Source organism: Plantibacter cousiniae (nom. nud.), assembly GCF_977070315.1.
The window spans coordinates 349,175-373,988 of sequence record NZ_CDRVEU010000001.1; the positions used below are offsets into that span (position 1 = coordinate 349,175).

The window sequence follows — 24,814 nt, forward strand, 5'->3', positions numbered from 1 at the left end:
GTGTCGGCAGGCCAGTTGTGATGTTTTGCATTACTTTCCCAAGTACTCCCCGCTCATTTCCTCGCATCAAGTTCGCCGGTCTGTGGTCACACCTCTGTGGCATGAAAGACGTTCGTGCTGTGCAGCATCAGTGCTGCCTGGCGCCACGTTCAATTCGATTATCAGATCAGGGACGCATTGAAATTATGAAACCTCATCTTTTGCTAGGTCTGCTTGGCGTTTTCTCCTTCGGTGTTCAGGCTGCATCGCTGGACGTTCCGATCAATCTGGTCAGCGCTGATGGCGCCCCCAAACCTGTCGGCAGCGTTACGGTGAGCGAAACGCAATACGGCTTGCTGTTCACTCCGAATCTGAAAGAGCTGCCTGCGGGCATCCACGGTTTTCATGTGCATGAAAACGGCAGTTGCGAGGCGGGTACCAAGGACGGCAAGAAGGTCGCAGCCCTCGCGGCTGGCGGTCACTTCGACCCGGCCAAGACCGGCAAGCATCTGGGTCCTTACGCCGATGGCCATCTAGGCGATCTGCCTGCGCTGTACGTGGCTGCTGACGGCACTGCAACTTACCCGGTGCTTGCCCCACGCCTGAAGAAACTCTCGCAAGTCAAAGGCCACGCGCTGATGGTTCACGCCGGCGGCGACAACCATTCCGACCACCCTGCACCTCTGGGAGGTGGCGGTGATCGTGCTGCCTGTGGCGTGATCTGACGAACCGTGCCTGCATCCGTTTCGGGTGCAGGCGCGCCAATCGGTTAAGTTTTCTCGCGTAAGTGAGACGTGCGCTACACCGTTCTCTCCACAACGCGGCGCGGAGCAATCACGCGTGCTTGAGCGCATCCCCATGATGCATCGCCGAATGGCCTGTCTTGTCGCTCTTCACTTCGTACTGCGGATCGTCCTTTGAAGCAGGCCGATGTTTGCCCATGAACTCAACGTCCTTCACATGTACTTTAGTGACTTTGCCATGTATCTGGCCCGCCTCGGAGTTCCAGTGTACGGCGTCGCCAACTTTGAATGCGGTGGTCATTCAGACTTCCTCAAGTGGGGAGCGAATGATCTGCAGCATTCGCTCGGTATTGTTCGGAGTGTCCGGCGCGGGAAGAATTCAATGCGGTTGATCGTGTGCCTGGCCTTTATCTTGCTCATGTATCTGCAGTCCGTTATCAAGGAAGTGATTACATGAGGAAGTGGCTTACAGGCGCACAGATTATTGATGATCAAACTCGGGCTGTTGCTGACGGCGTCTTGCAACACGGCCGCGCATTGTCCGAGGCGAAAGGGGGAATGGCTGATCCTATTGCCTGCATGATCATGGAGAACGATCTATTGATTGGCGGCGCCACAGGCCGAACCGAGTTCCAGCGGCTGTTTGTGAGTTCCCTGTGGATCGATGCCGGGTGGCGCGGAAAAGGGCTCGGGGCGCAGACCCTGAATAGGCTTGAAGCGTTGGCCATCGAGCGAGGCTGTACTGACGCTCTGATCGAAACGCTGGATGACGATGTTGCCAGATGGTACGCGCGTTGCGGTTACGTGCCGATCGCATGTCTTCCACGCTACTGTGGCCCCTGGAGCCGACATACGCTATTGAAATCGTTCGGTGCACAGGAGCGCATGTGAAAGACGTCAGGTGTGCACTGTTATGGCCCGACACTCTGACTGATTGTCACGAACTTCAATCCTCGCGCAACACTGCCAGCCTGCGTAAGATCTTCAGCACGTAGCCTTTTTCGATCATCGCACCATTGTGGCCATCGCAAAAACGCTCGCCTCTGATGCAGTAGGTCAGCAAGGTTTGTATATCAGCGAGGTTTGCCTGGGCCATATAGCTGTCGTCATTGAGCATGTCCGCCGCGCCATGATTAAGGTAATCAATATCACACCAGCAGTCTTTGGCCACTGCGTGATAAAACGCTTCAACTACCGGAAAGTAGTCTGGCCAATAGGTGTTTTCCTTGACGATATAAGTCTTGATCGCCACACCGTCTGGGTACAGCAGTGGCAGGTAGGAGAGCAGCTGGTCAATATCGTCTGGCCCCGGCGAAGGTTCATCAGGCAAACGTGTCTCGCTTGAGGGATGTGGCAGAAATGTCCTGACCTGTCTTGGCGTAAAACGCAGTGGTTCCGGCTCTTTATAGACTGGCAGCCAAGCCAGATTTTCCCGCACGCGTGACATGGATTCTTGCTGATCGGCAGGCTGCGCAGGCGGTAACCGATCAGGTTGCTGCCCCTTGGACTTTCGGTCGAAGCGCGCTTTCAGGCGCATCAGCAGCTTGATCATATGAGCACTCCAGTGCATCGCTTCGTTTTAGAAGGGGATTCTCGCATCACTGCTCTTGGTGTAAGTTGAAACGCTTCCTGATCAAACGATCAGAAAATCCGCACGTTGCCTGCCAAGGAATGCCTTCAATAATGAACCTGTCACTCAAAAAACTGGCTGCCTCCACCTTGATACTGGCCAGTCTCTCGTCGTTCGCCAGTCTGGCAAATGCCACTGTCACTGCACAACAGAGCGCTGTCATTCTCCAGACATTCAGTGAGACATCGGTAAAGGATTTCAGGCAGTTTCTGAACAATCTCGCCAGCGCTGATGTGGTGAAAACTGCCGATTTTGGCCCGGCCATCAGCGCCTTTCTCGACAACAAGCAACTTTCCGCATCGCAACAGAACGATATTCATCGTCTGCTTGGTCTGTATACCCGCATGAAGTATGGCAGCGCGGCTACTGAAACCCTGCGCGAGCTGGTGGCGATTCCCACTGTTCGTGTCGACGGCGTTGCCCAGCATGAAAACCCGGCGTTCATAAAGATCGCCGACACGATCAAGCGCCTGGCCGAGGGCTTCAATCTGAAGTTCCGTAACGTCGATAACCGTGTGTATGAAGTGTCGCTCGACGGGGCTGGTGACGAAGTGGTGGGCATTCATGTGCATGCCGATGTTGTGCCGGTCACGCTGGACAACTGGGTCTTGCCTGACGGCACTCGTCTGGACCCGTTCAAGGTGACGTTGATCGGTGATCGCATGTATGGACGCGGCACCGAGGACGATAAGAACGGTATCGTGGTGGCGCTTTATGCCATGAAAGTCATCAAGGAAGAAAAGCTGCCGCTGGCCAGAAACTTCAAGTTGCTGATCGATACCACGGAAGAAACGGCCGGCGACGCCATCCCGTACTATTTTGAGCGTAACCCGACGCCCGCCTACAACCTGGCGCTGGATGGCGGTTATCCCGTCGTGATCGCAGAAAAAGGCTACGGCACGGTCATGGCTAGCTTTGCTCGACGCCAGGCCGAGGGCGAGGGCGCCGAGATCGTTTCAATGACCGGGGGCATGGCCACCAATCAGATTCCATCGAAGTCGGTGGCCACTCTGGTGACCGACAAGCCTGCCGAGCTGGCTGCCAGCCTGCAACAGGCCGGTGCCGAGTACGTGAAAAGTAATGGCGGCGACTTCGAGGTCGATGCCCGCGTCGACGGCAAGGACGTCAAGCTGACGGTCACCGGTGTATCCGCACACTCGTCGGCACCCCAGTCCGGCGTCAACCCGGTCGCGAGGATGCTGGACTTCATCAACAGTCTGCGGGGCAAGGTTGCGCTCAAACAGAACCAGATCACCGACGCTGCCCGCTATGCCGCTGACAACTGGGGGCTCGATTATCTGGGCAGCAAGTTGGGCGTCGGGTTCTCCGACGACTTCATGGGGCCTCTGACCGCATCCCTGACTTACGTAGCAATGGATGAAAAGGCGTTCAAACTGGCGGTCAATCTGCGTGTGCCGAAGGGCAAGTCCCCGCAGGTCCTTAAATCCGAAATCGCTGAAAAGCTTGCGGCCTGGAGTACAAAAACTTCTATCAAGCCAGTGTTTGACTATTCCATCGCCGAGCCGATGTATCGCAATCCCGAGGGTGAGTGGGTCAAGGCGCTGCTGGCTGTTGCCAGTGAAAATCTCGGCATGGAGCACACCTTTGGCACGTCGGCTGGCGCTACGTCGGTCCATTCATTACCCAACGGTGTGCAGTTCGGTCTGGCAAGACCCGAAGTCAAATACACCGGCCATACGGATAACGAGTTCAAGACCACCGGACAGTTCTTGCTGGATCTGCAGATCGTCACCGAGATGATGGGGCGTATCGGGCAGTTGCCGAAGCTCTGACACGATGTCCGGGCTTGTTGCAATGACAGGCCCGGTTTCGATGAGCGGTGTTCACTCCGATGCGTGGGCGAACGACGCGGATGACGAAGAAAGCCGGGTCCTTGCCTAAGCGCATTCCACACGGTTGCGGCCCAGACGCTTGGCCTGATAGAGCGCCTGGTCTGCGCGCTGAATGAGGCTGGCGGCCGTTTCCCCGGCGCTCAGTTCTGCAACGCCCAGAGAAATGGTCACCGACCCTGTTTCCGGAATCACCAGGCTTTCAACGCTCTTGCGAATGCGCTCCGCGAGTTCTGCCGCCTGTTTCAACGAGCTGTCGGGCACCAGGATCAGAAACTCTTCTCCTCCCCATCGAGCGGCGACGTCCAACAGGCGGATACGCTGTTTGAGGATGGCCGCAACGCTGGTGATTACGCTGTCACCGGCAGGATGGCCGTACTTGTCATTGACCGCCTTGAAATGATCGATATCGCAGATGATCAGACTGAACGGCTTGCCCGACATACTCACCGCAGGTATCTGTCGCTCAAGCGTATGCTCGGCTGAGCGTCGGTTATCCAGCCCGGTCAGTGGATCGCTGTGAGCAATCTCCAGCAACTTTTGCTCACGGCCCAGGCGTGTGGTCACATCCTGGCTGATGCTGACGTAGTGGGTGATTGCGCCCTCCAGGTTACACAGCGGAGAAATGCTGTGTTCCGCATAGAACAGCGAGCCATCCTTGCGCTTGTTGATGAAGGTCGTGCGAAGCGGGGCGCCACTCTTCAGCGCTTCCTTGAATTGCGCATAGAACGCCTCATCGTGTTTTCCAGAGCTCAGTATCCGCGGGTTTTCGCCGAGGATTTCGCTGCTGCTGTAGCCAGTGATCTGCTGAAAAGCCTCATTGGCAAACACGATGGTGGAATTGCAGTCGGTGATGATAATCGGATCAAGCGCAGCGTTCAGTGCCTGCGCCAGCAGGTGTTGCTCACGCTCGGCCCGGATGCGCGGGCTGATGTTCTGCTGCACAGAGACAAAGTTGCACACCGAACCTGCATCGTCGCGCACGGGAGAAATTTTCCATTCGACGATGTAAGGACTTCCGTCCGCGCGGTAATTGACTGTCGACCCTTCGAAAAAAAGGCTTTCACTCAGGCATTCGCGCATCCGCTCGATCACTTGAGGATCGGTGTCCGGGCCTTGCAGGATCCGTGGCGAGGCACCGATCAATGCCTCGGCCGTGTAGCCGGTCATGGAGCAGAATGCCGGATTGACGTACACAATGAAGGGGCCGCCATTGGCCAGATTGGCGTCGGTGATCAATACGGCATTGAATGACTGTTCGACAACTGCTTCAAGCAAGGCAAGACGCTGACTGGATGAGGTCATCTGATTTCCTGTCGAGTGATCCGTTAATTGATCGCGGCTCTGATCAGATAATGTGTGACGCAATGCCGGTTGGACAATGGGTGCAGTGAGTTGGACCGCAGGCACCGAGCACTGGTTGCACGGGCACTATACCTCCAAGAAAAAACGCGCGCATGACTCCCCGTGCAGCGCCCAAGTATCTGAGCGGTTTGGCAAATATTAACTGCGACGCGATGTCGCATTCCGGTATCGTTCGGTCAATTGAAACTAATTGTTTCTGACTCTCTCGGGGTGCGCGCTGAAATGCGTCCTGAAAAAACGAATGCCAGGAGGTCTGAGTTGGATTTGTCGTCTGCTGCCTGGGTGTTTCACGACACCCGTCTGATTATCTGCTGCCTGATTGCCATTGCCACGATCATCGTGCTGATCAGCGCTACCCGGTTGCCACCTTTTCTCTCCATCCTCGTCGGCACGTTCATCGCCGGTATCGGCGCGGGTTTGCCAGCCGAGGCTGTTGCAAAAGCCTTTAGCAAAGGCGCGGGCAGCATCCTTGGCGAGGCCGGAATCATCATCGCGCTGGGGGCAATGCTTGGTGCGTTGATGGCCGAGTCGGGGGCGGCGGATCGTATTGCTTCCACCTTGCTCAGGCTGGGCAAGGGCCGCATGTTGCCCTGGATAATGGCGCTGGTGGCGATGGTCATCGGCTTGCCGCTGTTCTTTGAAGTCGGTCTGGTGTTGATGGTGCCGATCATCTTCGTCATGGCGCGTCAGTCCGGTCAGCCGCTGCTGAAAATCGCGATTCCGGCACTGGCGGGTATGACCACCTTGCACGCTTTGATGCCCCCGCATCCCGGCCCGTTGATTGCGGTCAGCGCGTTGCATGCCGATCTGGGGCTGACCATGCTGTTGGGGTTGTGCATTGCCGTGCCGGCGGTGATTCTCGCTGGTCCCTTGTACGGCAACTGGCTGTCCGGACGCATGCACGTTGCAGAGCCAGCCGAGCTTGGTGAATTGTTCAGTGCCAAGCCTGAAACCAGTCGCCAGCCAGGGTTCGGCATCTCGCTGCTGATCATCCTTTTGCCGGTGATCCTCATGCTCGGCAGCACCTTTGCCAAGATCGCCCTGGAGCCTGAAAGCAACATCGCGCTGACCTTGAAGTTTCTCGGTGAGCCGCTGGTAGCGCTGGGTATCGCGGTGCTGGCGGCTACGGTTTGTCTGGGCTGGGCCAACGGGCTTTCCCGTGAACACGTCGGCGGTACATTGCGCAAAAGCCTCGCGCCCATCGCGGTACTGTTGCTGACCATCGGCGCGGGTGGCGGCCTCAAGCAGACGTTGCTGGATGCGGGAGTCAGCCAGACCATCAGCAAAGTAGCGGAAGGTGCGCACATGCCTTATTTGCTGCTCGCCTGGCTGATTGCCGTGGCACTGCGTCAGGCCACTGGTTCCGCGACCGTGGCGACCACCACGACCGCAGGCATACTCGCGCCGATGATGGCCGGGCTTGCGCCGGTGCAGGCCTCACTGGTGGCGCTGGTGATCGGTGCCGGTTCGGTGTTCTTCTGCCACGTCAACGATGCAGGCTTCTGGATGGTCCGCGAATACTTCGGCCTGCAACTCAAGCAAACCATTTGGGTCTGGTCGGTGTTGCAGACCATCGTTTCGGTGGTCGGGCTGATCGGGACATTGCTGCTGTGGCACTGGCTGACGTGAAGCCCTGCGGGAGGGCCGGGAATCATTCCGGCCCATCAACGTCGGCGTAAATCAGGCAGTGCATTCGGCTGCGGACTTAATGATATGCAACAGTGCCTCTGAGCGCATCGGCCTGTTCAACAGATAACCCTGAAAGTAAGGGCAGCCCATTTTGCGCAGCAGGTTGTATTGTTCCGCTGTCTCCACACCTTCCGCCGTGATATCCAGGTCCAGTGCTCGGCCCAGCGACAGGATGCTGCTGACAATGGCTTCGCTGCGCTCAAACGTCATCATTCGGGACACGAAGGAGCGATCGATCTTTACGGCATCGATCGGGTAACGGTCGATGTAGCCGAGCGAGCTGTAACCCGTACCGAAGTCATCCAGCGCTACTCTCACGCCGAGCTGCCTGATCTGCCGGAGAATCTCCGCGATCGCGTCAGGCTGATAGAGAAACACCGATTCGGTGACCTCGATCTGCAGCTGGCCCGCAGGCAGGCCGGTGGAGGCGATGATCCGTGTCACCTGATCGACGAACCCGGGATGGCTCAACTCTTTTCCGGACACATTGACATTAAGCCTCAGGTCCAGGTGAGGGAACTGCTTGCGCCAGGCCTGCACTTCGCTACAGGCCTGATGCATCACCCAGGCCCCCAACTCATGAATGATCCCGAGGTCTTCGGCAATCGGGATAAACGCCTCTGGGGAAATGATGCCCATGGTGGCGTGGTTCCATCTGACCAGGGCTTCGGCTCCCACCAGATGCTCACAGTCGCCGCTGTAGATCGGCTGATAAAAAACCAGGAAATCCTTGTTTTCCAGTGCCTGGCGCAATGCATTCTGAATCACCAGCGTGTCGATGGCCGCCTCGCGCATCGAGGCGTTGAAGATGTTCCAGCGTCCTCTGCCCTGTTTTTTTGCGGAATACATGGCGACATCGGCGTCACGCAGCAACTCTTCGGGCTTGGTATGGCTTTCACCTGCGGTGACAATGCCGATGCTGCACGAGATGAAAATGTCCTGGCCTTCGATCTGTATTGCCGTGTGCAATTGACTGACGATACGTTCAGCCATTTTTACGGCAGTCTCCGGCTGCTCCTTGCCCATCAGCAGAATTGCAAATTCGTCGCCGCCGATTCGCGCCAAAACGTCATTCGAGCGAACGCAGGTCTGCAATCGGTTCGCGACCGCCTTGAGCAACTTGTCACCGGCCAGGTGCCCCATGCTGTCGTTGACCACCTTGAAGCCGTCCAGGTCCAGAAAGAGTACCGTTGCCCGTTCGTAATGAGAGTCACGGGTTACAAATGCCGTGGTCAATTCGTTCATCAAGTAAGCGCGGTTGAACAGTGAGGTCAGCTCATCGTGAAAAGCGATATAGGTCAGCTCTTCGGAAATACGCTCGCGTTCCTCCAGCCGGCTCTGTAACGCAAGCTTTTCCTCCCACTCCAGCCGAGCTCGCTGAGCCAGTTGCTGGGACTCCTTGCGCTCGGTGATATCGCGCTGCACGGATACCCAATGAGTGAACCAGCCCTTTTCGTTGGCCACCGGCACAATGCTCAGCTCGACCCAGAACTGGCTGCCATCCTTGCGGGTGTTGAGCAGTTCGACTTCAACCGGTCGCCAGTGACTGAGAGCCTCGCGAATAACGTCCAGCGTTGCCCGACTGGTGTCCTCACACTGCAGAATCCGCGGCGTGCGACCTATGACTTCGTCTTCCGTGAAACCGGTTATTGCCAGAAACGCAGGGTTGCAATAGACGATACGCGGGCCGGGCAGATCGATGGGTTCCGCTTCGGTGATAAGAATCGCGTCATTGGCGTTGATGACAACCGATTCAAGCAAGCGCAGGCGTTCGAACGAGGTGACCAGCGGATTATTGGCTTCGGGATCACGTCCCGGTTGCAGGTAAGTACGAATATGAACAGCCTGGGCCTGCAGCGCATAACGTTGCGCTGCGCTCAGCACTGTTGCGTCATCGCTGTTGCTCAACAACATCGCGCCCAGCAACTCATGCCTGAAGCCACGAATCGCGACGTAGATCAGGGTAGGCCCTGAGCCATTCGCTTCGATTGCCTTCGCCGGGCTGTCCTGACCGACCAGCACCACGTCTCCATACGATGAGATCATCCTTAACCATGCTTCGTCCGCCTTGGTCTGGCTTTGACCAACGCTGACCAACTGCTCCCAGCCTGTAGCGCTGGATACCATCAGCAAAGCGGCGTTGCACGAGGCGGAATGAGCAGCGGCCTGCAATACCTTGGCAACATCTTCAATATTCTTTGGTATGACGTGGTCGTGCTCATAGCCCTGAGGGTTCATCGATCGCTATTCCTGAATGGCATGCATGTATAGTCCGGATCCTGTTCGGCAGCGCATAAGCCGTGGACGCGTTCCGTGGACCTCTTCCAGCTGCGCTGAGAGATCGTCTGACGGGTTCAGCTGATTTTTTTTCAGCCAGCACCACGTACAGACTTGATGTTGCTAAAAGACGTTTGGTCGAAGCGACGAGTGACCTACTGCATAACGTACCCCTCAGTCAGCTGCGGATCGCACCTGCTGTTACGGCTCATGTTTAATACAGTGAGTTCTTGCTGATGCCTAAGTGCTATTACGCACTAATGTTTACGACAGGGCGGGTTTCAAAAGGTTGCATGGGAGAGTCGATGTCCGGGTGGGCTGGTTGATGCGCCCCAATTCACTTTGTTCTGACTTACGGCTTTGTATATGTCAGTTCGCCCGCGCCATGATTGGTAACACTGATGAGTATCCGTCGGTGTCGAAAAAAGCGCTTTCGGGCTATGATCTGGCCATTGAGGTTCGCGCTGAACATGCTGACGAGGAGGATTCATGCCCAGATCTCCAGAAAATATACTGTCTGAAGAAGCTATTCAGGAGCTGGAAGCCCAGATCCCGGCTAAAGCGTCCATTGCAACCAGAATGGCTTATGAGAAGGCAAAATCCTCCGGGCAGACAGTGTTGTTGTCCAAAGGAGGATTTATCGTCGCCGAATGTGCGGACGGCACGGAGAAAGTCGTTTGTGCCTCGAAGCCGAGACGCAAGGTAACGACGGGCTCTTTCAGGATCGGCCCAGGGTCCGCTACCAGTGCCCGTACCTAGGCTACGTGTCTTTGCCGGCCCCAACGGTTCAGGCAAAAGCACCATCAAACGCATACTTCATCCTGACCTGATTTACATCTATGTCAATGCCGACGACCTTGAGCGTGAGGTGGGTGACAACGGGTTTCTGGATCTTTCTCCCTTTTCGATTGACGCTGACCAGCAGGCTTTCCGGACGTTTTTTTCGTCCCACCCCCTCATTGAAAGAGAACAGTTGGCTTGCCAGGCTGAGCATTTCGTCATCACCGCCCAATCGCTATTGATTGAAGGCATCACCTTCACGTCCTACCACGCTTCGGTGGTTGCTGACTTCATCAGGCATCAATTGCTTGATCAGTCCGCCAGCTTCACGTTTGAGACGGTCATGTCAGATCGTTCCAAAGTGGAGTTCATCAAAAAAGCCAAGGCAATGGGATACCGGACCTATTTATATTTTGTCGCTACCGAAAACCCGAGTATCAATATCAACCGGATCGCGATTCGTGTTGGCGAGGGCGGGCATAATGTCACCCCGGAGAAAGTGCGTACTCGTTATCACAGATGCCTGGCGTTACTGCCGGAGGCCATCCAGGCGACGAGCCGAGCATACTTGTTTGATAACTCCGGAGATACTGCAGAGCTCGAAGCAGAAATCACAGACGCTTCTATTGTCGAATACAAAGTTGACGAAGTCCCGGAGTGGTGCAAAGTCTCTATTGAAGAGCTTGAACGGCTTATCTATCCGGAACCCTAGAAGTGCTTTTTATTTGAGTATGAGCTCCTGGCTACCGATCGCAAAGCGAACAGACGCTCATGCCTCATACCGCCGTCGTGCATCACTGAGCATGGAAATCGTCAGTTTGCGTACTTCCAGTTTGCTGATCTCTACATGGGAGCGCAGCAGCAATAATGCTTCGTCGCGTTTGCGCGCCTGAAGGGCATTGAGGATTGCGGCGTGTTCGAGGTAGGTATGTTCGATACGGGCGCTTTTGAAGAAGTCCAGGCGGCGCACAATACGGATGCGCTCGGTCACTTCCTGATGGATGCGGGCCATTTCCAGGTTGCCTGACGCCGCCACCAGTTGGGTGTGAAACTGCTCATCGAGGTCGGCGACCACTTGCATGTCTATCTGCCAGCGGTCGCGATCGACCAACCAGTGCTGGCGCAGAATAGTGAGTTCCGGATGCACCTCGGCGGATGCACAAATGCGCTCGACCGCCGCGCACTCCAGCACGATGCGCAGATCGTAGAGTTGGTCGATCTGGTTGAAATCCAGAGGCTTGACTGACCAGCCACGTCGGAACTCGACGTCCAGGTAGCCTTCGCGCTGGAGGCGGTAGAGTGCGTCACGCACCGGTGTTCGCGAGACCTGATAACGGTCGGCCAGTTGGGTTTCGGTGAACCGGTCATAAGGCAGCAGATAGAAGTCGAAAATCTCCTGCTTGAGCCGCCGATAGACGTCTTCTGCCAGTGCGTTGGTGGTGTTCGGGGAATTCAAGGGCGTGGCTCCAGGCTGCTCAGGTCAATGCTGACATGTGCAGCAACGACTTTCCAGCCGCCCTCCAGTCGCGCCCAGGTCTGCATCTGCCGACCTAGGCGCTGGGTGACGCCATCGTGAAACTCGGTACTGACCGTGGCGAAGTCTTCACCGAAGGTGCTCACCACGGTACGCAGCAGCATGCGGCCCGGTCCGACCGGCTGGCACTGGCGCCGATAGCGCGCAATCGTGTCGGCGCCATGCAGGTTCTCCGCGACGCCGTAGCGGACGGTCTGTTCGGAATCCCAGAAATATGCATCCAGCGTGGTCAGTTCATTGGCCAGCAGGGCGCGTTCGTAGTCGTGAAAGGCGTGGGTCACTTCAGCGACCACGTGAGGGAGGTTGATGTCCATCAATGTGTACTCCTTGTCTGCAGCGCCTGCTCCAGGTCCGTCAGTGAGGCGACGCGACCAACAATCCCGCCTTGTGCGGTGATCATCTCCAGCGTGGCCCGTTTGAATGCGGGGAAGTAGCTTTCGGTCGCGTCCTCGATCAGCAGGCAGCGATAACCCCGGTCATTGGCTTCACGCATGCTGGTCTGCACGCAGACTTCGGTGGTGACGCCTGCAAAGATCAAATGGGTGATCCCGGCGTCGGTCAGCCGCGGCTGCAGATCCGTGGCGAAGAACATACCTTTGCCGGGTTTGTCGATGACCCACTCGCCAGCGAGCGGCGCCAGGGTGTCGATAATCTGATTGCCGGGTTCGCCGCGAATCAGGATGCGTCCCATCGGACCAGGATCGCCGATGCGCAGGCCCGGCGAGCCATGGTCACGTTTGGCTTGCGGGCAATCGGCAAGGTCCGGGCGGTGTGATTCGCGGGTATGGATCACCGCAATGCCTTTATCGCGGGCCAGCGTCAGCAGGCGTTGCACGGACGGTACGATGGCTTGCAACGGTGCGACGTCGTTGCCCAGTGCGGCACCAAAGCCGCCGGGTTCGAGAAAATCGCGCTGCATGTCGATGATCACCACAGCGGTCCGGGACGTGTCGAAGGCGAAGCTGTCAGGGCGCGCATTGACCTTGATCATGCCGGTTGCCCCGCGAGATGCTCGGCACCGGCCATGTGTCGGCCCAGCTCGGTACGGTCAGCGTCCGCTGCACTGGTTTCAAACACCAGCTCGCCGTCGTGGATAACCACGATGCGGTCTGCCAGGCTAAGCAGTTCGTCGAGGTCCTCACTGAGCAGAAGGACCGCTGTGCTGCTGTTGCGAGCGTCGATCAGGCGCTGGTGAATGAGCGCGACACTGGCGAAGTCCAGACCGAATACCGGGTTGGCGACGATCAGTACCGCGACGTCGTGGGTCAGCTCTCGGGCCAGTACAGCGCGCTGCACGTTGCCCCCTGACAAAGTGCCGATGGGCCGGTTCGGATCGTTGGGCGATACCTGAAACTGCTCAATCAGGCTGCGTGCTTGCACACCTGCGGCGCGACGATCCAGGCGCCAGCCCTGACGGCAGAGCGGCGGCTGGTCGAAATTGCGCAGGGCCAGGTTGTCAGCCACGCTGAACGTGCCGATGCAGGCGTTGCGCAGGGGCTCTTCGGGCAGGCTGAACACGCGCAGGCGCTGCATCTGTTCACGCCGCGCGTGGTAAGGCTGACCGTCGACCGCTATCTGCCCGGCGCTGAAGGCTCGCTGGCCGAGCAGCGCTTCGGTCAGTTCGCGTTGACCGTTGCCGGAGATGCCTGCAACTCCGACGATCTCACCCGGGTGAACGGCCAGAGACAGGTTTTTCACCGCCAGCGTGCCTTTGTCGCCAGGCACATCCAGGCCTGTCACCTGCAACTGCGGCGGACGAGCTGCCATCACCGGGCGCTCGGTGCTCGCTCCGCGCACCTGTGCGTTGCCCATCATCCACGCTGCCATCTGTTGTGTGGTGGTGTCAGCCACTGCTGCACTGCCCACCCAGCGGCCTTTGCGCAAAACGGTGACGTCATCGGCGTAGGTGCTGACTTCGCGAAATTTGTGCGTGATCATCAAGACGGTCAGTTCGCCACGATGCGCCATCGCCTGCATCAGCCCCAGCACTTCGTCGGCTTCCTGCGGCGTGAGCACCGAGGTGGGTTCGTCGAGAATGACCAGTCGACGCTCCAGATACAGCTGTTTGAGGATTTCCAGTTTCTGCTTTTCGCCGGCCGCCAGGCTGCTGACCGGACGATGGATGTCCAGCCGAAAAGGCATTTTTGCCATGAACGCTTCCAGACGCTGGTGCTCGCTGGCCCAGTCGATACGCCACGGCAGATCGCCACGCGACAGCACCAGGTTTTCCGCCACGCTCAGGCCCGGCGCGACGGTGAAGTGCTGATACACCATGCCGATCTGCAACTGATGAGAGTCGCGCGGGGTGCGAATCTCGTGTTCGCGGTTGTCGATCAGAATGCTGCCCGACTGCAGCGGGCTGTAGCCGATGATGCCTTTGACCAGCGTACTCTTGCCGGCGCCGTTTTCGCCGAGCAGGGCGTGGACGGTGCCGGCGCGGACCTTGAAGGACACCTCGTCGAGTGCGTGAAACGCTCCGAAATGCTTGCTGGCACCAATCGTCTCAAGGCTCGGGGCGCGCATGTTCATGCTCCCAACAGGTCGCGAAGCATTGAGGAATGGCCGACTGCGCCGAACACGCCACCCTGCATTTTGACCATGCTCAGGGCCGCCGCATGATTGCCAGGGTCGGTCGCCCCGCAGCAGTCTTCCAGCAGCAGGCACTCGAAGCCACGGTCATTGGCTTCGCGCATGGTGGTGTGCACGCAGACGTCGGTGGTGATGCCGGTCAGGATCAGATTGTCGATGCCACGAGTGCGCAGAATCAGTTCCAGATCGGTGGCGCAAAAGGAGCCTTTGCCGGGCTTGTCGAGCACGATTTCACCGGGCAGCGGTGCCAGCTCGTCGATGATTTCCCAGCCCGGCTCGCCACGTACCAGAATCTTGCCGCACGGACCTGGGTCGCCGATTCCCGCACCGATGCGCTGCGAGCGCCAGCGTTTGTTGGCGGGCAAGTCGCTGAGGTCCGGGCGATGGCCTTCGCGGGTATGGATGATGGTGAAGCCCAGCGGGCGCATCGCGGCGAGCAACGCCTTGATCGGCTCGATGGGCGCACGGGTCAGTGCCAGGTCGTAACCCATGCTGTCCACGTAGCCGCCGACGCCGCAGAAATCGGTCTGCATGTCGATCACGATCAAGGCTGTGTTGTGCGCATGCAATTGGCCGTTCCAGGGCCAGGGGTAGGGCGCCGATGCAATATGACGTTCACTCATGGCATTACTCCTCCCAACTGCTGGGGGTAGGTTTGAAGTCGCGCTCGGGGGCCGCGAACCCGCACGAGCTGCCATCGGTATGCACGACATCGTTTTCCCACGGCAGACGGTACTGGCCTGCGCTCAGGTCGTGCATGTAGGTGTAGGGGCAGTCGCGTGCGCCGCCCTTGACCGCCACATAGCCGCGATGCCCGAATTGATAGATGTTGTTCTCCACGCCCCAGTGCACACGGGCTTCGCGGACCAGGTCGGGGCGCAGTTCGCAGCAGACGATTTCGTCGGCCCGGCCACCCCCTTCAGCCATGATCGTACCGTCGAAGTCGACAAACATCGCTTCGCCCATGGAGTCGAACGTGCCGTCGGAGCCGCACATGCAGACGCTTGCGGTCTGCATCAGGTTGGTGAAGGCGTTGCTCTGATTGGTGATCTTCCACGAGTGGCGGATCGGTGCGGTGTAACCCGCGGTGCGCAGCATGATGTCGGCGCCCTTGTAGGCGCACTCGCGGGCCATTTCCGGGAACATGCCGTCATGGCAGATGATCAGCGCCAGCTTGCTGCCGCGCGGTCCGTCGCATACCGGAATACCCAGATCGCCCGGCTCCCATGGTTCGACCGGCACCCACGGGTGCAGCTTGCGGTAGTACAGGCGGATGTCCCCGAGGTCATCGACGATCAGGCCGCTGTTGAACGGGTTGCCGTGCGGGTTGGCTTCCATGATCGAGAAGCAGCCCCATATCCGGTGCGTCTTGCACGCCTCGCGCAGTGCAAGGACTTCCGGGCCGTCGAGGCTGCACATGATCTCCGGCGCCGTGCTCATCGACAGGCCGTGCAGCGAGTATTCGGGAAATACGATCAGGTCCATGCCCGGGTTGCTGCGCCGCGCCTTGGCAACCATGCCGACCACTTTCTGCGTCTGTGCCCACAGCGCCTCGCGCGTATGCGGATCGGGCAGCGCCAGTTGCGCCAGGCCGATCACCACGCCCTTGGGCGACTTGTTCAAACCACCAAGACCACTGGCCATGCAATGTCTCCTCGAAAAGATCAGTTCATCGCGTCAGGCTGAGTTCGCCCGGCGCGCCATTCAGAGTGCGACCACGGCGGCAGGTGGCGTACATCACCACCAGCGTCAGCGCATAAGGTGCTGCGGCAAACAGGTAGTAGCCGGTGCTGATACCGACCGCTTGCAGGGCCGGGCCGATGGCACCGGCAGCGCCGAACAGCAACGACGCCCACAGACACGCCAACGGGCGCCAGCGGGCAAAGATCACCAGCGCCACGGCCATCAGTCCCTGACCGCTGGACAGCCCTTCGTTCCAGCTGCCGGGGTAGTAGAGCGACAGATAGGCACCGCCGATACCGGCCAGCCCACCACCCACCGCAGTGGCCACAATGCGTACCTTGAGCGGTCGATAGCCCAGCGCCTGAGCGGTTTCAGCGTGGTCGCCGACCAGACGCAGCATCAGCCCCCAGCGCGTGGTGCGCAGCCCCCAGTGCAGAACGAACGCCAGGGCTGCACCGACGAAGAACAGCACATTGATGTTCAGCGCCGAGCGCACGCGTTCTTCGCTGCTCCAGGCTCCCAGCGCCAGTGAAGGCAGCATGGGCGCCTGTGGCTGGATAAAGGCTTTGCCGAGAAAGAACGCCAGGCCGGTGCCGAGCAGAATCAGCGCGATGCCGAACGCGATGTCGTTGACCCTTGGCAACGAGCACGCCAGCCCATGCAGCAGGCCCAGCAGAATGCCGACCCCTGCAGCCGCGCCCACCCCCAGCCATGCCGATCCGCTCAGGCACGCGATGGCATATCCGGACATGGCGCCAGCCACCAGAATGCCCTCCAGCCCCAGGTTGATCCGGCCGCTCTTCTCGGTCAGGCATTCGCCCAGGCTGACGAACAGAAAAGGTGTGCCGACGCGGATAGCGCCGGCCAGCAGGGCGAGGAGAAAGGTAGTCAGGTCGATATCAGCCATGTTGCAGTGCTCCCTTGTCGAGTGACGCGGGCGACGCCGTCAGCCTGATCTTCCAGGCGGCGATACGCCCACCCAGGGCTTCCCAGAGCAGCAGATTGGTGAACAGCAGACCTTCAAGAATCAGCGTGGTGGCGTCTGGCAGACCGAGTCGTCGTTGCAGCAGTCCGCCACTGGCCTCCAGCCCGCCAAGCAGGATGGCGCAGACGATAATTGCCAGCGGATGATGGCGAGCGGCGAAAGCCACGAGGATGCCGCTGGTGCCATAGCCTGCGATCAGCGCGGCGTTGGCGCTGCCTTGCACTGCGGTGACCTCGAACATGCCGGCCAGACCCGCCGCCGCACCGCCCAGCAGGCAACTGAGCATGATCAGCCGGTCCACGGGCAAGCCGATCATCAGCGCGGTACGCACGTTGCCGCCGACCACGGCGAGGGCAAACCCCTTGACGCTGTGGCGCACCAGCACATACGCCAGCACGCAGGCGACGACGCCCGCCACCAGTCCCCAGTGCACCTCGAAACTGTCGCTGATCGTGCCGATCATGTAGGCATCGTCCAGCGGCGGCGTCGAAGGCTTGTTCAGGCTTGCCGGGTCGCGCAGCGGGCCTTCCACCAACTGCCGGAACAGTGCCAGGGCGATGTACGAAAGCAGCAGGCTGCTGATCGTTTCATTGACCCCGCGACGCTGGCGCATCCAGCCACTCAGACCGATCCACAGTGCGCCCACGGTCATTGCCGCGACGGCCATGCAGGCAAGCATCAAACCGGCTGGCAGATGGCTGAGCCACAAGGGTGTCACTGCGGCAGCCAGGCCGCCCAGTACCAGCGCACCTTCACCGCCGATGATGATCAGCCCGGCTCGCGCGGGCAGGGCGACGCACAGCGCGGTCAGCATTAGCGGCGCGGCGCGTTGCAAGGTGTTTTCCAGGGCGAACCACGAGCCGAACGCGCCTTCGCCGACCAAGTGCAGCGCCTGCCAGGCAGGCTTGCCCTGAACCGCCAGAAACAGCCCGAACAGCACGCACGAGGAAAACACCGCCAGCACTGTAGGCAACCCTGGCAACAGCGCGCTGGCCAGGCGGCGCAGACTTATCGATGAACTCATGAACGTTCCTCAGATCTGGCCAAGCACGCCTTCGACCAGGTAATTCATGCTCTCCAGCGCAATGTCGGTCTGGCCTTGTGCAACACCATCGGCAATCACCACGTTGCCCTTGTTGTCCTTGAGCGGGCCTTTGAAAATCACGAACTGACCGGCCATCATCTGCGCCTTGATGGCATCCGCTTTCTGTTTGGCGTCGTCTGTTACCGCAGGCCCGTAGGCGGACGTTTTGACGAAGCCTTCCTTCAGCCCGCCGCGCAGGAAGTTGATCATCGGCGCGCCGCTCTGGGCTGCCGCGACGTGAGCACGATAAGGCGTCTCCCAGTTCCATTCGGCACCGGTCAGGTAGCCCTTGGGCGCCAGCGCAGCCTGGCTGGCGTGGTAGCCACAGGTCATCACACCGCGTTTTTCAGCTGTCTCGACAATCACCTTGGGCCCGTCGACATGGCAGGTCAGCACGTCACAACCCTGGTCGATCAGGCCGTTGGCAGCTTCTGCTTCCTTGACCGGCAGCGACCAGTCACCGGTGAAGATCACCGTGGTGACGATGCTCGGGTCGACCGAGCGAGCACCCATGGCGAACGCGTTCAGGTTGCGCAGCACCTGAGGCACAGGCTTGGCGGCGACGAAACCGAGCTTTTTGCTCTTGCTCATGTGCCCGGCGATCACGCCGTTGAGGTATTGCGCTTCGTCGATGTACCCGAAAAAGCTACCCGCGTTCATCGGGTCGCGACCTTTCTGCCAGAGACCGCCGCAGTGCGCGAAACGGACGTCCGGGTACTTTTTGGCGACCTTGACCACGTGCGGTTCGAAATAGCCGAACGAGGTCGGGAAAATCAACGTGGCGCCGTCCTGACGGATCATGGCTTCCATGGTCTTCTGTACGGCCACGGTTTCCGGAACGTTTTCTTCCTCGATCACTTTGACGTTGGGCAGCGTCTTGATGATGGCCGCTGCCTGAGCGTGGGCCTGGTTGTAACCAAAGTCGTCGCGAGCGCCGACGTAGATAAAACCCACTACCAACGGCGCATCGGCTGAATAGGCGCGACCGAAAGGCAGCGCGGCGCTCAGGCCGATAATGCCCGCCAACTTGATGAAACTGCGACGATCAACATTCGACATGTGTGCTACCTCGGGTCATTGAGCGATGGAAGATGTGTGCGCGGCGCGGTAGGCGCGCCAGCCTTTGTAATCGGTGATGTCCAACGCGCCTTCAAGGCCGCCAGGCTCACAGATAAAACCCTTGACCCACTGGCCGTCGGCCAATTGCAGCGAGCCGATGCCCAGTGGTGCGGGAATGGCCGCGACGAAGGCGCCGAACTGGCTCAGCGGCATTTCCCAGACTTCTATCTCGATGCTCGCGCCCTGTTCAGCGACGCGCACCAGTCCCGGTTTCGGCGGTGTCGTTGCTGCCAGCGCATACAGGCGGTAATCCGCGCTGGTGGTTGTGGTGCGCAGCAGGCGCGCGCCACCTTCGAGCAATTGCCAGTTGAGTGGCTGGCCAACGAGGTGTGCACCGACCACTGCAACCTGCACGGTCGGGCTGTTATAGGGCAGGGGAGCCATCGCCACGGCGTCACGCTGGTCAGCCTGGCCGAACAGCGGCTGCCAGGCAGCGGCGATCTCCGCCAGGCGCTGATCGGCACCGGCCGGGCCAATCAGCGTGATGCCCGCAGGCAGTCCGTCCGCGCGGCGATCTGCCGGGATGGCGATGGCGCACATGTTCATCAGGTTGACGAAGTTGGTGTAATAGCCAAGCTGTGAGTTGAGCTCGACTGGATTGCCGAGCACCGCTTCGATGGTCGGCATGCACGGCGCGGTCGGCACCACCAGCACGTCGATGTCGGTCAGCAACTGCTGCGCAGCGCGGGTCAGTTCTGCCAGACGATAGCGGGCGTTGAACGTGTCCACGGCGTCGAATGAATCCGCGCTCTGCACAATGCCGCGCACCACGGGATGAATGTCGGCCGCGTTGCTGGCGAAGAATTCGCCGATGGCAGCGCGGCGTTCCGCCACCCACGGGCCCTGGTACAGCAGGGCAGCCGCCTCGGCGAACACGTCGAACTCGATAGCGCTGACCGTCACCAGCGGGTCGTTTTGCAGGGCTTCCAAAGTTTTGAGGTAAGCCGCCTTTGCCTGCTCGTCACCGAAAAACTCGCAGTGCCGCGCGACGGCGACACGCCGAACCCTGCGCTGTACCGGCAATGCCTGCACGGTCGCACTGGACGCATCCAGCGGGTCGTAAGCTGCAATGACCTGCGCCACCTGCCAGGCTTGCATCACATCGTTGGCAAAGATGGATGGGCAGTCCAGCGTGCGGCAGGCAGGTACGACCCCGCGGCTGCTGAACAGACCAAGGCTGGGCTTGAGGCCGACGATGCCGTTGAAGCCGGCTGGCACGCGGCCTGAACCTGCGGTGTCCGTGCCCAGTGCAAAACTGACGTAGCCACGCGCTACCGCCACTGCCGAGCCTGAACTCGAACCGCCGCTGACGTAGGCCGGATCATGCGCATTGCGCACTGCGCCGTAGGGTGAACGGACGCCCACCAGGCCAGTGGCGAATTGATCGAGATTGGTCTTGCCGATCAGTATCGCGCCGCTGTCGAGCAGCAGTTGCACAACGTGAGCACTGTCCTCGGGCACGTAGGCGTACGCCGGGCAGGCAGCCGTGGTGGGCATCTGCGCTACGTCGAAATTGTCCTTGACCGCAAAGGGCACGCCGAACAGCGGCAACCGGTCATACAGCGCATCGCCCAGTTGTTCGGCGATACTCTCCAGCGCCTGTGCCCGCTCGACAAGCTGTGCCAGCGGGACGCGATGAATCCAGACCTCTGCCCGGTCATCCGCATCAATGTGCGCGGTCAGGTTCTGCACCAGTGTCGTCAGCGTGGTTTCGCCCGAGCGGAGCGCCGACTGAAGTTCAGGGATATCGAGTGCGGTCATGGTGGTGTTCATTCATGTATACAAGATGAACTGAGGCGTTTGCACGTTACGGGCCAAGGTCAGCCGGAGGGCGATTTACGGTGGGGTTACTGGCTATTGGCGGGGCGTTGCGCTGCAGTCATGCGTCATGTTTGCGCTTGAATGTGTCTGCGTGCACAAAGATAGGTCATGTCAGCCGCAGGGCGAATGTAGCGCCGCGCGGCTGACATCAATGCAGGTTCCTCAACTCTCGCAGAACCTGAGCCGGTTACCGAACGGGTCGCAGACTTCCAGCGTCTTTCCCCAGCCTTGCTGAACGATGTCCGGGCGAGCGTAGCCATACTGCTTGCCGATCAGTTCATCGCGCAATTGCTCGATGTTCTGCGTCGGGATGAACACCGCCGCACCTGGACAGGCATCACCGTGATGCTCGGAGAGGTGCAGGTTCAACCCGTTACGGCTGATGCCCAGATACAACGGCAGATCCGCTTCGAAGCGGTGCTCGAATTCGATGCTGAAACCGAGAAAGTCGATGTAAAACTCACGCGCCTTGCGTTCATCGAACATCCGCAGGATTGGGACGGCACTGTTGAAGGTGACAGTGGCTTGCTCGGTCGTGGACATGGCTATTCCTTTATTGAAAACGATCGATTGTCTGATGTTTGCAGGCGGTGCATGTTTGCTGACCCGGACTTGCCATCCAGAGCCTCAGCCTGATGCGGTCAGGCCGCAGGTTTGACCGGGAATGAGACGAAAGGCTTTATCTCCTTCAAGACGAACATGCTCTGCATCTCTTTAATCCCGGGCAGCCTTCTGACCACCGTCATGGCGAAGTCGGCAAACGAATCCAGGTCGCGAGCCACCACCTGGAGCAGAAAGTCGGCATCTCCGCCGATGCTGTAGCACGCCACGACGTTCTCCAGTTGCATGACTTCCTGCTCGAATTTTCTTGCCTCGGCTTCACTGTGAGAATCGATGCTGACTCGAATGAACACCATGACACCCAGCCCGATCTTGCGACGGTCCAGCACCGCTCTGTAACCCAGCACATAGCGATGCTCTTCAAGTTGTTTGACCCGTCGCCAGCATGGCGAGGCAGACATGCCGATCTGATCGGCCAGGGTCTGATTGGTGATCCGGCCGTCCTGTTGCAGGGCCGTGAGGATCCTTACATCTATCGGGCTTAATGTCGGATGGGTCATAAATACCATTACTCTTCATGTTGCAGGAAATTTATACCGGTTTTAGCCGTCCAGCCAGTAAGAACAGACAATTCTTTCCGCGTTGAAACACGTAATATTTTTCGACACAGGGGTTTGCCTGCTGGATCTCAAGCAAGCTCTGCAATCAGCGCCACTCACAAGGAGTGCAACATGCTTGATCTGACTCAGGTTCTTACGTATTCGGCAGCGTTGGGTATTGCCGCCGCCATTCCTGGCCCCGGTATGGCAGCGCTGGTCGCACGGAGTGTCAGCGGCGGGGCGGTGTCAGGCTTCTGCCTGCTGTCCGGGCTGATTCTGGGTGACTTGACCTATCTTTCATTTGCCGTATTTGGTCTTGCCATGATTGCCGAACACTTCAATGCATTGTTTCAGGTCGTGCGTTGGGGGGCCGCGATTTATCTGTGCTACCTGGCCTGGCAGTTCTGGTTCGCAGATCATCAAGCCATAGAAATCGGCAAGCCGGCAAAGAAGAAAGAGTTGCTGTCTGCGGCCGCTTCCGGATTGACCATCACCTTGGGCAACCCCAAGACCATCGCCTTTTATCTGGCGCTTTTACCGTTGGTCATCAATCTTGAAACAGTCTCTCTGCAGACGTGGGGGCTGGTTCTGGTGCCGCTGACGGTACTGGTGCTGCTGGGGGTCGGGGCCGTGTTCATATTTGCCGCCTTGCGCATTCGACATTTGTTGTCGAGTGAGCGCGCGCAGAGGAAACTGTTTCGCGGTGCGGCGGCCATCATGGTCGCCGCGGCAGCTTCGATGCTGGTGCGCTGATCTGCCTGGAGAGTAGATGAGGCCTTTGACGGCCTCATCCGGTCGCTGTTACAGCTCTTTCTTCAAATGTTTTTCGATTTGCTCCAGTGACTTGCCCTTGGTTTCCGGCAGGCACAGGAACACGAAAATCAACGAGCCAATGTTGATGGCGGCGAAGATGAAGAACGTCGGGTTGCCGATGGTATCGACCGCAATCGGGAATGTGAACGCTACCGATGCGTTGAACAGCCACTGCATCGATACCGCCGTGCCGGTCAGCAAGCCGCGTACCTGCATGGGGAACAGTTCTGACATCAGCAGCCAGTAAACCGGCGAGATGCACATCTGCATGAACAGCAGAAACACCAGAATGCAGGCGAGGGCGGTGTAGCTCTGGGTCATGTTCTGCGGCATGAACTGCAACACACAACCGAGCGCTGCCTGCATCAGAATGACGATGACCAGACCGGTCATCAGCAAATGCCGGCGCCCGTAGCGGCCGATGGCCCAGATGCCCAGCAAGGTCGCGATGACTGATACCACGCCGTTGCCGATCGTCGCGGTCAACGCAGCGTTAGTGCCCATCCCGGTGTTCTTGAGAATGATCGGCGTGTAGTACATAAACGCGTTCACCCCCGTGAACTGCGCGGTGAAGCCCAGCCCTACACCGATCAGCAACAACTTGATGACCCAGCGCTGACGCAGCAACTCTCTTGCTTTCGGGCGATGGCGAGCTTCTTCGTCCTGCGCCTTCATCTCGTCGACTTCACGCTGCGCGTCCTGTTTGCTGGGGCGCAGTTGCTCCAGCACGTCCTGCGCTTCGTCGAAACGGCCTTTGGAGGCCAGCCAGCGCGGCGACGCAGGTACGAAGAACGTACCAACCAGCAGCAACACCCCTGGCACCATGGCGACGGCCAGCATGTAACGCCAGATCCCCGGCGTATGCAGCAAGGCCGCCATGACCGCACTCAGCACATACGCGAGCAGCTGGCCGCTGACGATCATCAGTTCGTTACGGCTGACCAGCCGCGCACGCCGTGACGGACCTGCGATCTCGGCGATGAACACCGGCACTGTTGCAGAGCCGCCGCCCACTGCGATACCCAGCAGGAAGCGCGCTGCGATCATGAACGGAATGGACGGCGCAATAGCAGTGCCCAGTGCGCCCGCAATGAACAGCACTGACAGCAGGCGTAAGGTGAGGCGGCGTCCGAAGCGGTCGGAGATATAGCCACTGGCAAGCGAGCCGAACGCGGCGCCGACAATCAGTGACGCGGTGACCATCCCTTCGCTGTAAGCATCCAGGCCCAGCCCGCCCTGATCGGCGGGCAGTGTCATGAACGGCAGGGCACCGGCGATGATGCCAGTGTCATACCCGAACGCCAGTGCGCCCATGGTCGCCACAAGCACAGAGATAAAGATGAGTCGATTCGATGAAGCGCGTTGCCGGCCTTGCTGACCCGCCGCTGCTGAGGTGCTACTTGAAGACATGAATCTGAAGTCCTTGGCTTGAAACCAGCGTTGCGCCAGTACATGGATGTCACGCTTAGGGCGGTGTCGGCCGTGCTAGTTCCCTACAAACCTGCTCAGGATTGTTTTCCTGGCGAAAGCCTTAAGCTTGAGGCTGCTGAAACGATTAACTTTTCCTTGTCATAAACGCCCCTGTTTCCCCCTTTCGCTGTCAATGAAATTCAGTTTTTTTGACTGGTAAAAAATGCTTTTCATTGATTTCCAAGCAGTTTTTATCTGGCACATGCGCTGCTGTCATTACTCACTCTCTGCGCCGCTCATAAG

Annotated in this window: 23 protein-coding genes; 6 read left to right on the forward strand and 17 right to left on the reverse strand. The window is 59.1% G+C overall.

Annotated elements, in window-relative coordinates:
• The first annotated feature begins 185 nt into the window (after nt 1–185).
• On the forward strand, nt 186–704 hold the full coding sequence (sodC, locus tag ACW55A_RS01595; protein ID WP_455807857.1) for a superoxide dismutase [Cu-Zn] SodC: 519 nt from the start codon (nt 186–188) through the stop codon (nt 702–704).
• A 109-nt stretch (nt 705–813) separates the two neighbouring features.
• Here the strand turns inward: sodC and ACW55A_RS01600 are convergent, their stop codons facing one another.
• A complete protein-coding gene (locus tag ACW55A_RS01600; RefSeq protein WP_455807856.1) occupies nt 814–1,023 on the reverse strand; it encodes a hypervirulence associated TUDOR domain-containing protein in 210 nt (69 codons plus the stop codon).
• Between the two features lie 152 nt (nt 1,024–1,175).
• Between ACW55A_RS01600 and ACW55A_RS01605 the strand changes: the two genes are divergently transcribed.
• On the forward strand, nt 1,176–1,613 hold the full coding sequence (locus ACW55A_RS01605) for a GNAT family N-acetyltransferase (RefSeq protein ID WP_498810393.1): 438 nt from the start codon (nt 1,176–1,178) through the stop codon (nt 1,611–1,613).
• A gap of 55 nt (nt 1,614–1,668) precedes the next feature.
• Here the strand turns inward: ACW55A_RS01605 and ACW55A_RS01610 are convergent, their stop codons facing one another.
• On the reverse strand, nt 1,669–2,274 hold the full coding sequence (locus tag ACW55A_RS01610; RefSeq protein ID WP_054080697.1) for a DUF6508 domain-containing protein: 606 nt from the start codon (nt 2,272–2,274) through the stop codon (nt 1,669–1,671).
• Between the two features lie 131 nt (nt 2,275–2,405).
• Between ACW55A_RS01610 and ACW55A_RS01615 the strand changes: the two genes are divergently transcribed.
• On the forward strand, nt 2,406–4,145 hold the full coding sequence (locus ACW55A_RS01615) for a dipeptidase (RefSeq protein WP_058397446.1): 1,740 nt from the start codon (nt 2,406–2,408) through the stop codon (nt 4,143–4,145).
• 105 nt (nt 4,146–4,250) lie between these two features.
• On the opposite strand, the gene ACW55A_RS01620 is transcribed toward ACW55A_RS01615, so the two are convergent.
• Nucleotides 4,251–5,507: a sensor domain-containing diguanylate cyclase gene (locus ACW55A_RS01620; protein ID WP_248680409.1), complete on the reverse strand. Its 1,257-nt coding sequence runs from the start codon at nt 5,505–5,507 to the stop codon at nt 4,251–4,253.
• 318 nt (nt 5,508–5,825) lie between these two features.
• Between ACW55A_RS01620 and ACW55A_RS01625 the strand changes: the two genes are divergently transcribed.
• Nucleotides 5,826–7,196, forward strand: coding sequence for a GntT/GntP/DsdX family permease (locus ACW55A_RS01625; RefSeq protein ID WP_060708740.1), 1,371 nt, complete (start codon nt 5,826–5,828; stop codon nt 7,194–7,196).
• A gap of 51 nt (nt 7,197–7,247) precedes the next feature.
• Here ACW55A_RS01625 and ACW55A_RS01630 read toward each other — a convergent pair whose 3' ends face one another.
• Nucleotides 7,248–9,494 (reverse strand): putative bifunctional diguanylate cyclase/phosphodiesterase, encoded by a 2,247-nt coding sequence (locus ACW55A_RS01630; protein WP_455807853.1) that lies wholly within the window; start codon nt 9,492–9,494, stop codon nt 7,248–7,250.
• Between the two features lie 784 nt (nt 9,495–10,278).
• Between ACW55A_RS01630 and ACW55A_RS01635 the strand changes: the two genes are divergently transcribed.
• Nucleotides 10,279–11,025, forward strand: a complete 747-nt coding sequence (locus ACW55A_RS01635) for an ATPase (protein ID WP_096105138.1) — start codon at nt 10,279–10,281, stop codon at nt 11,023–11,025.
• Nucleotides 11,026–11,082: 57 nt separating this feature from the next.
• On the opposite strand, the gene ACW55A_RS01640 is transcribed toward ACW55A_RS01635, so the two are convergent.
• The 12 genes from ACW55A_RS01640 to ACW55A_RS01695 form a co-directional block, all read right to left on the reverse strand.
• Nucleotides 11,083–11,769, reverse strand: coding sequence for a GntR family transcriptional regulator (locus tag ACW55A_RS01640; RefSeq protein ID WP_003365220.1), 687 nt, complete (start codon nt 11,767–11,769; stop codon nt 11,083–11,085).
• Nucleotides 11,766–12,161 (reverse strand): oxalurate catabolism protein HpxZ, encoded by a 396-nt coding sequence (gene hpxZ / locus ACW55A_RS01645; protein ID WP_054080701.1) that lies wholly within the window; start codon nt 12,159–12,161, stop codon nt 11,766–11,768. Before hpxZ ends, ACW55A_RS01640 begins: the two co-directional genes overlap by 4 nt.
• Nucleotides 12,161–12,838, reverse strand: coding sequence for a cysteine hydrolase family protein (locus ACW55A_RS01650; RefSeq protein ID WP_455807852.1), 678 nt, complete (start codon nt 12,836–12,838; stop codon nt 12,161–12,163). Before ACW55A_RS01650 ends, hpxZ begins: the two co-directional genes overlap by 1 nt.
• Nucleotides 12,835–14,370, reverse strand: coding sequence for an ABC transporter ATP-binding protein (locus ACW55A_RS01655; protein WP_498810399.1), 1,536 nt, complete (start codon nt 14,368–14,370; stop codon nt 12,835–12,837). Before ACW55A_RS01655 ends, ACW55A_RS01650 begins: the two co-directional genes overlap by 4 nt.
• Nucleotides 14,371–14,372: 2 nt before the next feature.
• Nucleotides 14,373–15,059: a biuret amidohydrolase gene (biuH, locus tag ACW55A_RS01660; RefSeq protein WP_003365215.1), complete on the reverse strand. Its 687-nt coding sequence runs from the start codon at nt 15,057–15,059 to the stop codon at nt 14,373–14,375.
• 4 nt (nt 15,060–15,063) lie between these two features.
• Nucleotides 15,064–16,080, reverse strand: coding sequence for a formamidase (locus ACW55A_RS01665; RefSeq protein WP_003365213.1), 1,017 nt, complete (start codon nt 16,078–16,080; stop codon nt 15,064–15,066).
• A gap of 25 nt (nt 16,081–16,105) precedes the next feature.
• A complete protein-coding gene (locus ACW55A_RS01670) occupies nt 16,106–17,026 on the reverse strand; it encodes an ABC transporter permease (RefSeq protein WP_046719875.1) in 921 nt (306 codons plus the stop codon).
• The gene (locus tag ACW55A_RS01675) at nt 17,019–18,128 is read right to left on the reverse strand and encodes an ABC transporter permease (protein WP_455807850.1); all 1,110 of its coding nucleotides are present in this window, start codon (nt 18,126–18,128) and stop codon (nt 17,019–17,021) included. Before ACW55A_RS01675 ends, ACW55A_RS01670 begins: the two co-directional genes overlap by 8 nt.
• A gap of 9 nt (nt 18,129–18,137) precedes the next feature.
• Entirely contained in the window at nt 18,138–19,247 is a 1,110-nt protein-coding gene (locus tag ACW55A_RS01680) for a BMP family ABC transporter substrate-binding protein (protein WP_248695376.1), read from the reverse strand.
• 15 nt (nt 19,248–19,262) lie between these two features.
• Nucleotides 19,263–21,068 carry an allophanate hydrolase gene (gene atzF / locus ACW55A_RS01685; protein ID WP_455807849.1) on the reverse strand — a complete coding sequence of 602 codons (1,806 nt, stop codon included), beginning with the start codon at nt 21,066–21,068 and terminating at the stop codon, nt 19,263–19,265.
• Nucleotides 21,069–21,290: 222 nt separating this feature from the next.
• The gene (locus tag ACW55A_RS01690) at nt 21,291–21,671 is read right to left on the reverse strand and encodes a glyoxalase superfamily protein (protein WP_455807848.1); all 381 of its coding nucleotides are present in this window, start codon (nt 21,669–21,671) and stop codon (nt 21,291–21,293) included.
• 98 nt (nt 21,672–21,769) lie between these two features.
• Nucleotides 21,770–22,249, reverse strand: a complete 480-nt coding sequence (locus ACW55A_RS01695) for an Lrp/AsnC family transcriptional regulator (RefSeq protein WP_248695373.1) — start codon at nt 22,247–22,249, stop codon at nt 21,770–21,772.
• A gap of 171 nt (nt 22,250–22,420) precedes the next feature.
• Here ACW55A_RS01695 and ACW55A_RS01700 point away from each other — a divergent pair, with 171 nt between their 5' ends.
• On the forward strand, nt 22,421–23,041 hold the full coding sequence (locus tag ACW55A_RS01700) for a LysE family translocator (RefSeq protein WP_058397435.1): 621 nt from the start codon (nt 22,421–22,423) through the stop codon (nt 23,039–23,041).
• Between the two features lie 48 nt (nt 23,042–23,089).
• On the opposite strand, the gene ACW55A_RS01705 is transcribed toward ACW55A_RS01700, so the two are convergent.
• The gene (locus ACW55A_RS01705) at nt 23,090–24,511 is read right to left on the reverse strand and encodes a sugar porter family MFS transporter (protein ID WP_032609497.1); all 1,422 of its coding nucleotides are present in this window, start codon (nt 24,509–24,511) and stop codon (nt 23,090–23,092) included.
• Nucleotides 24,512–24,814: the final 303 nt, after the last annotated feature.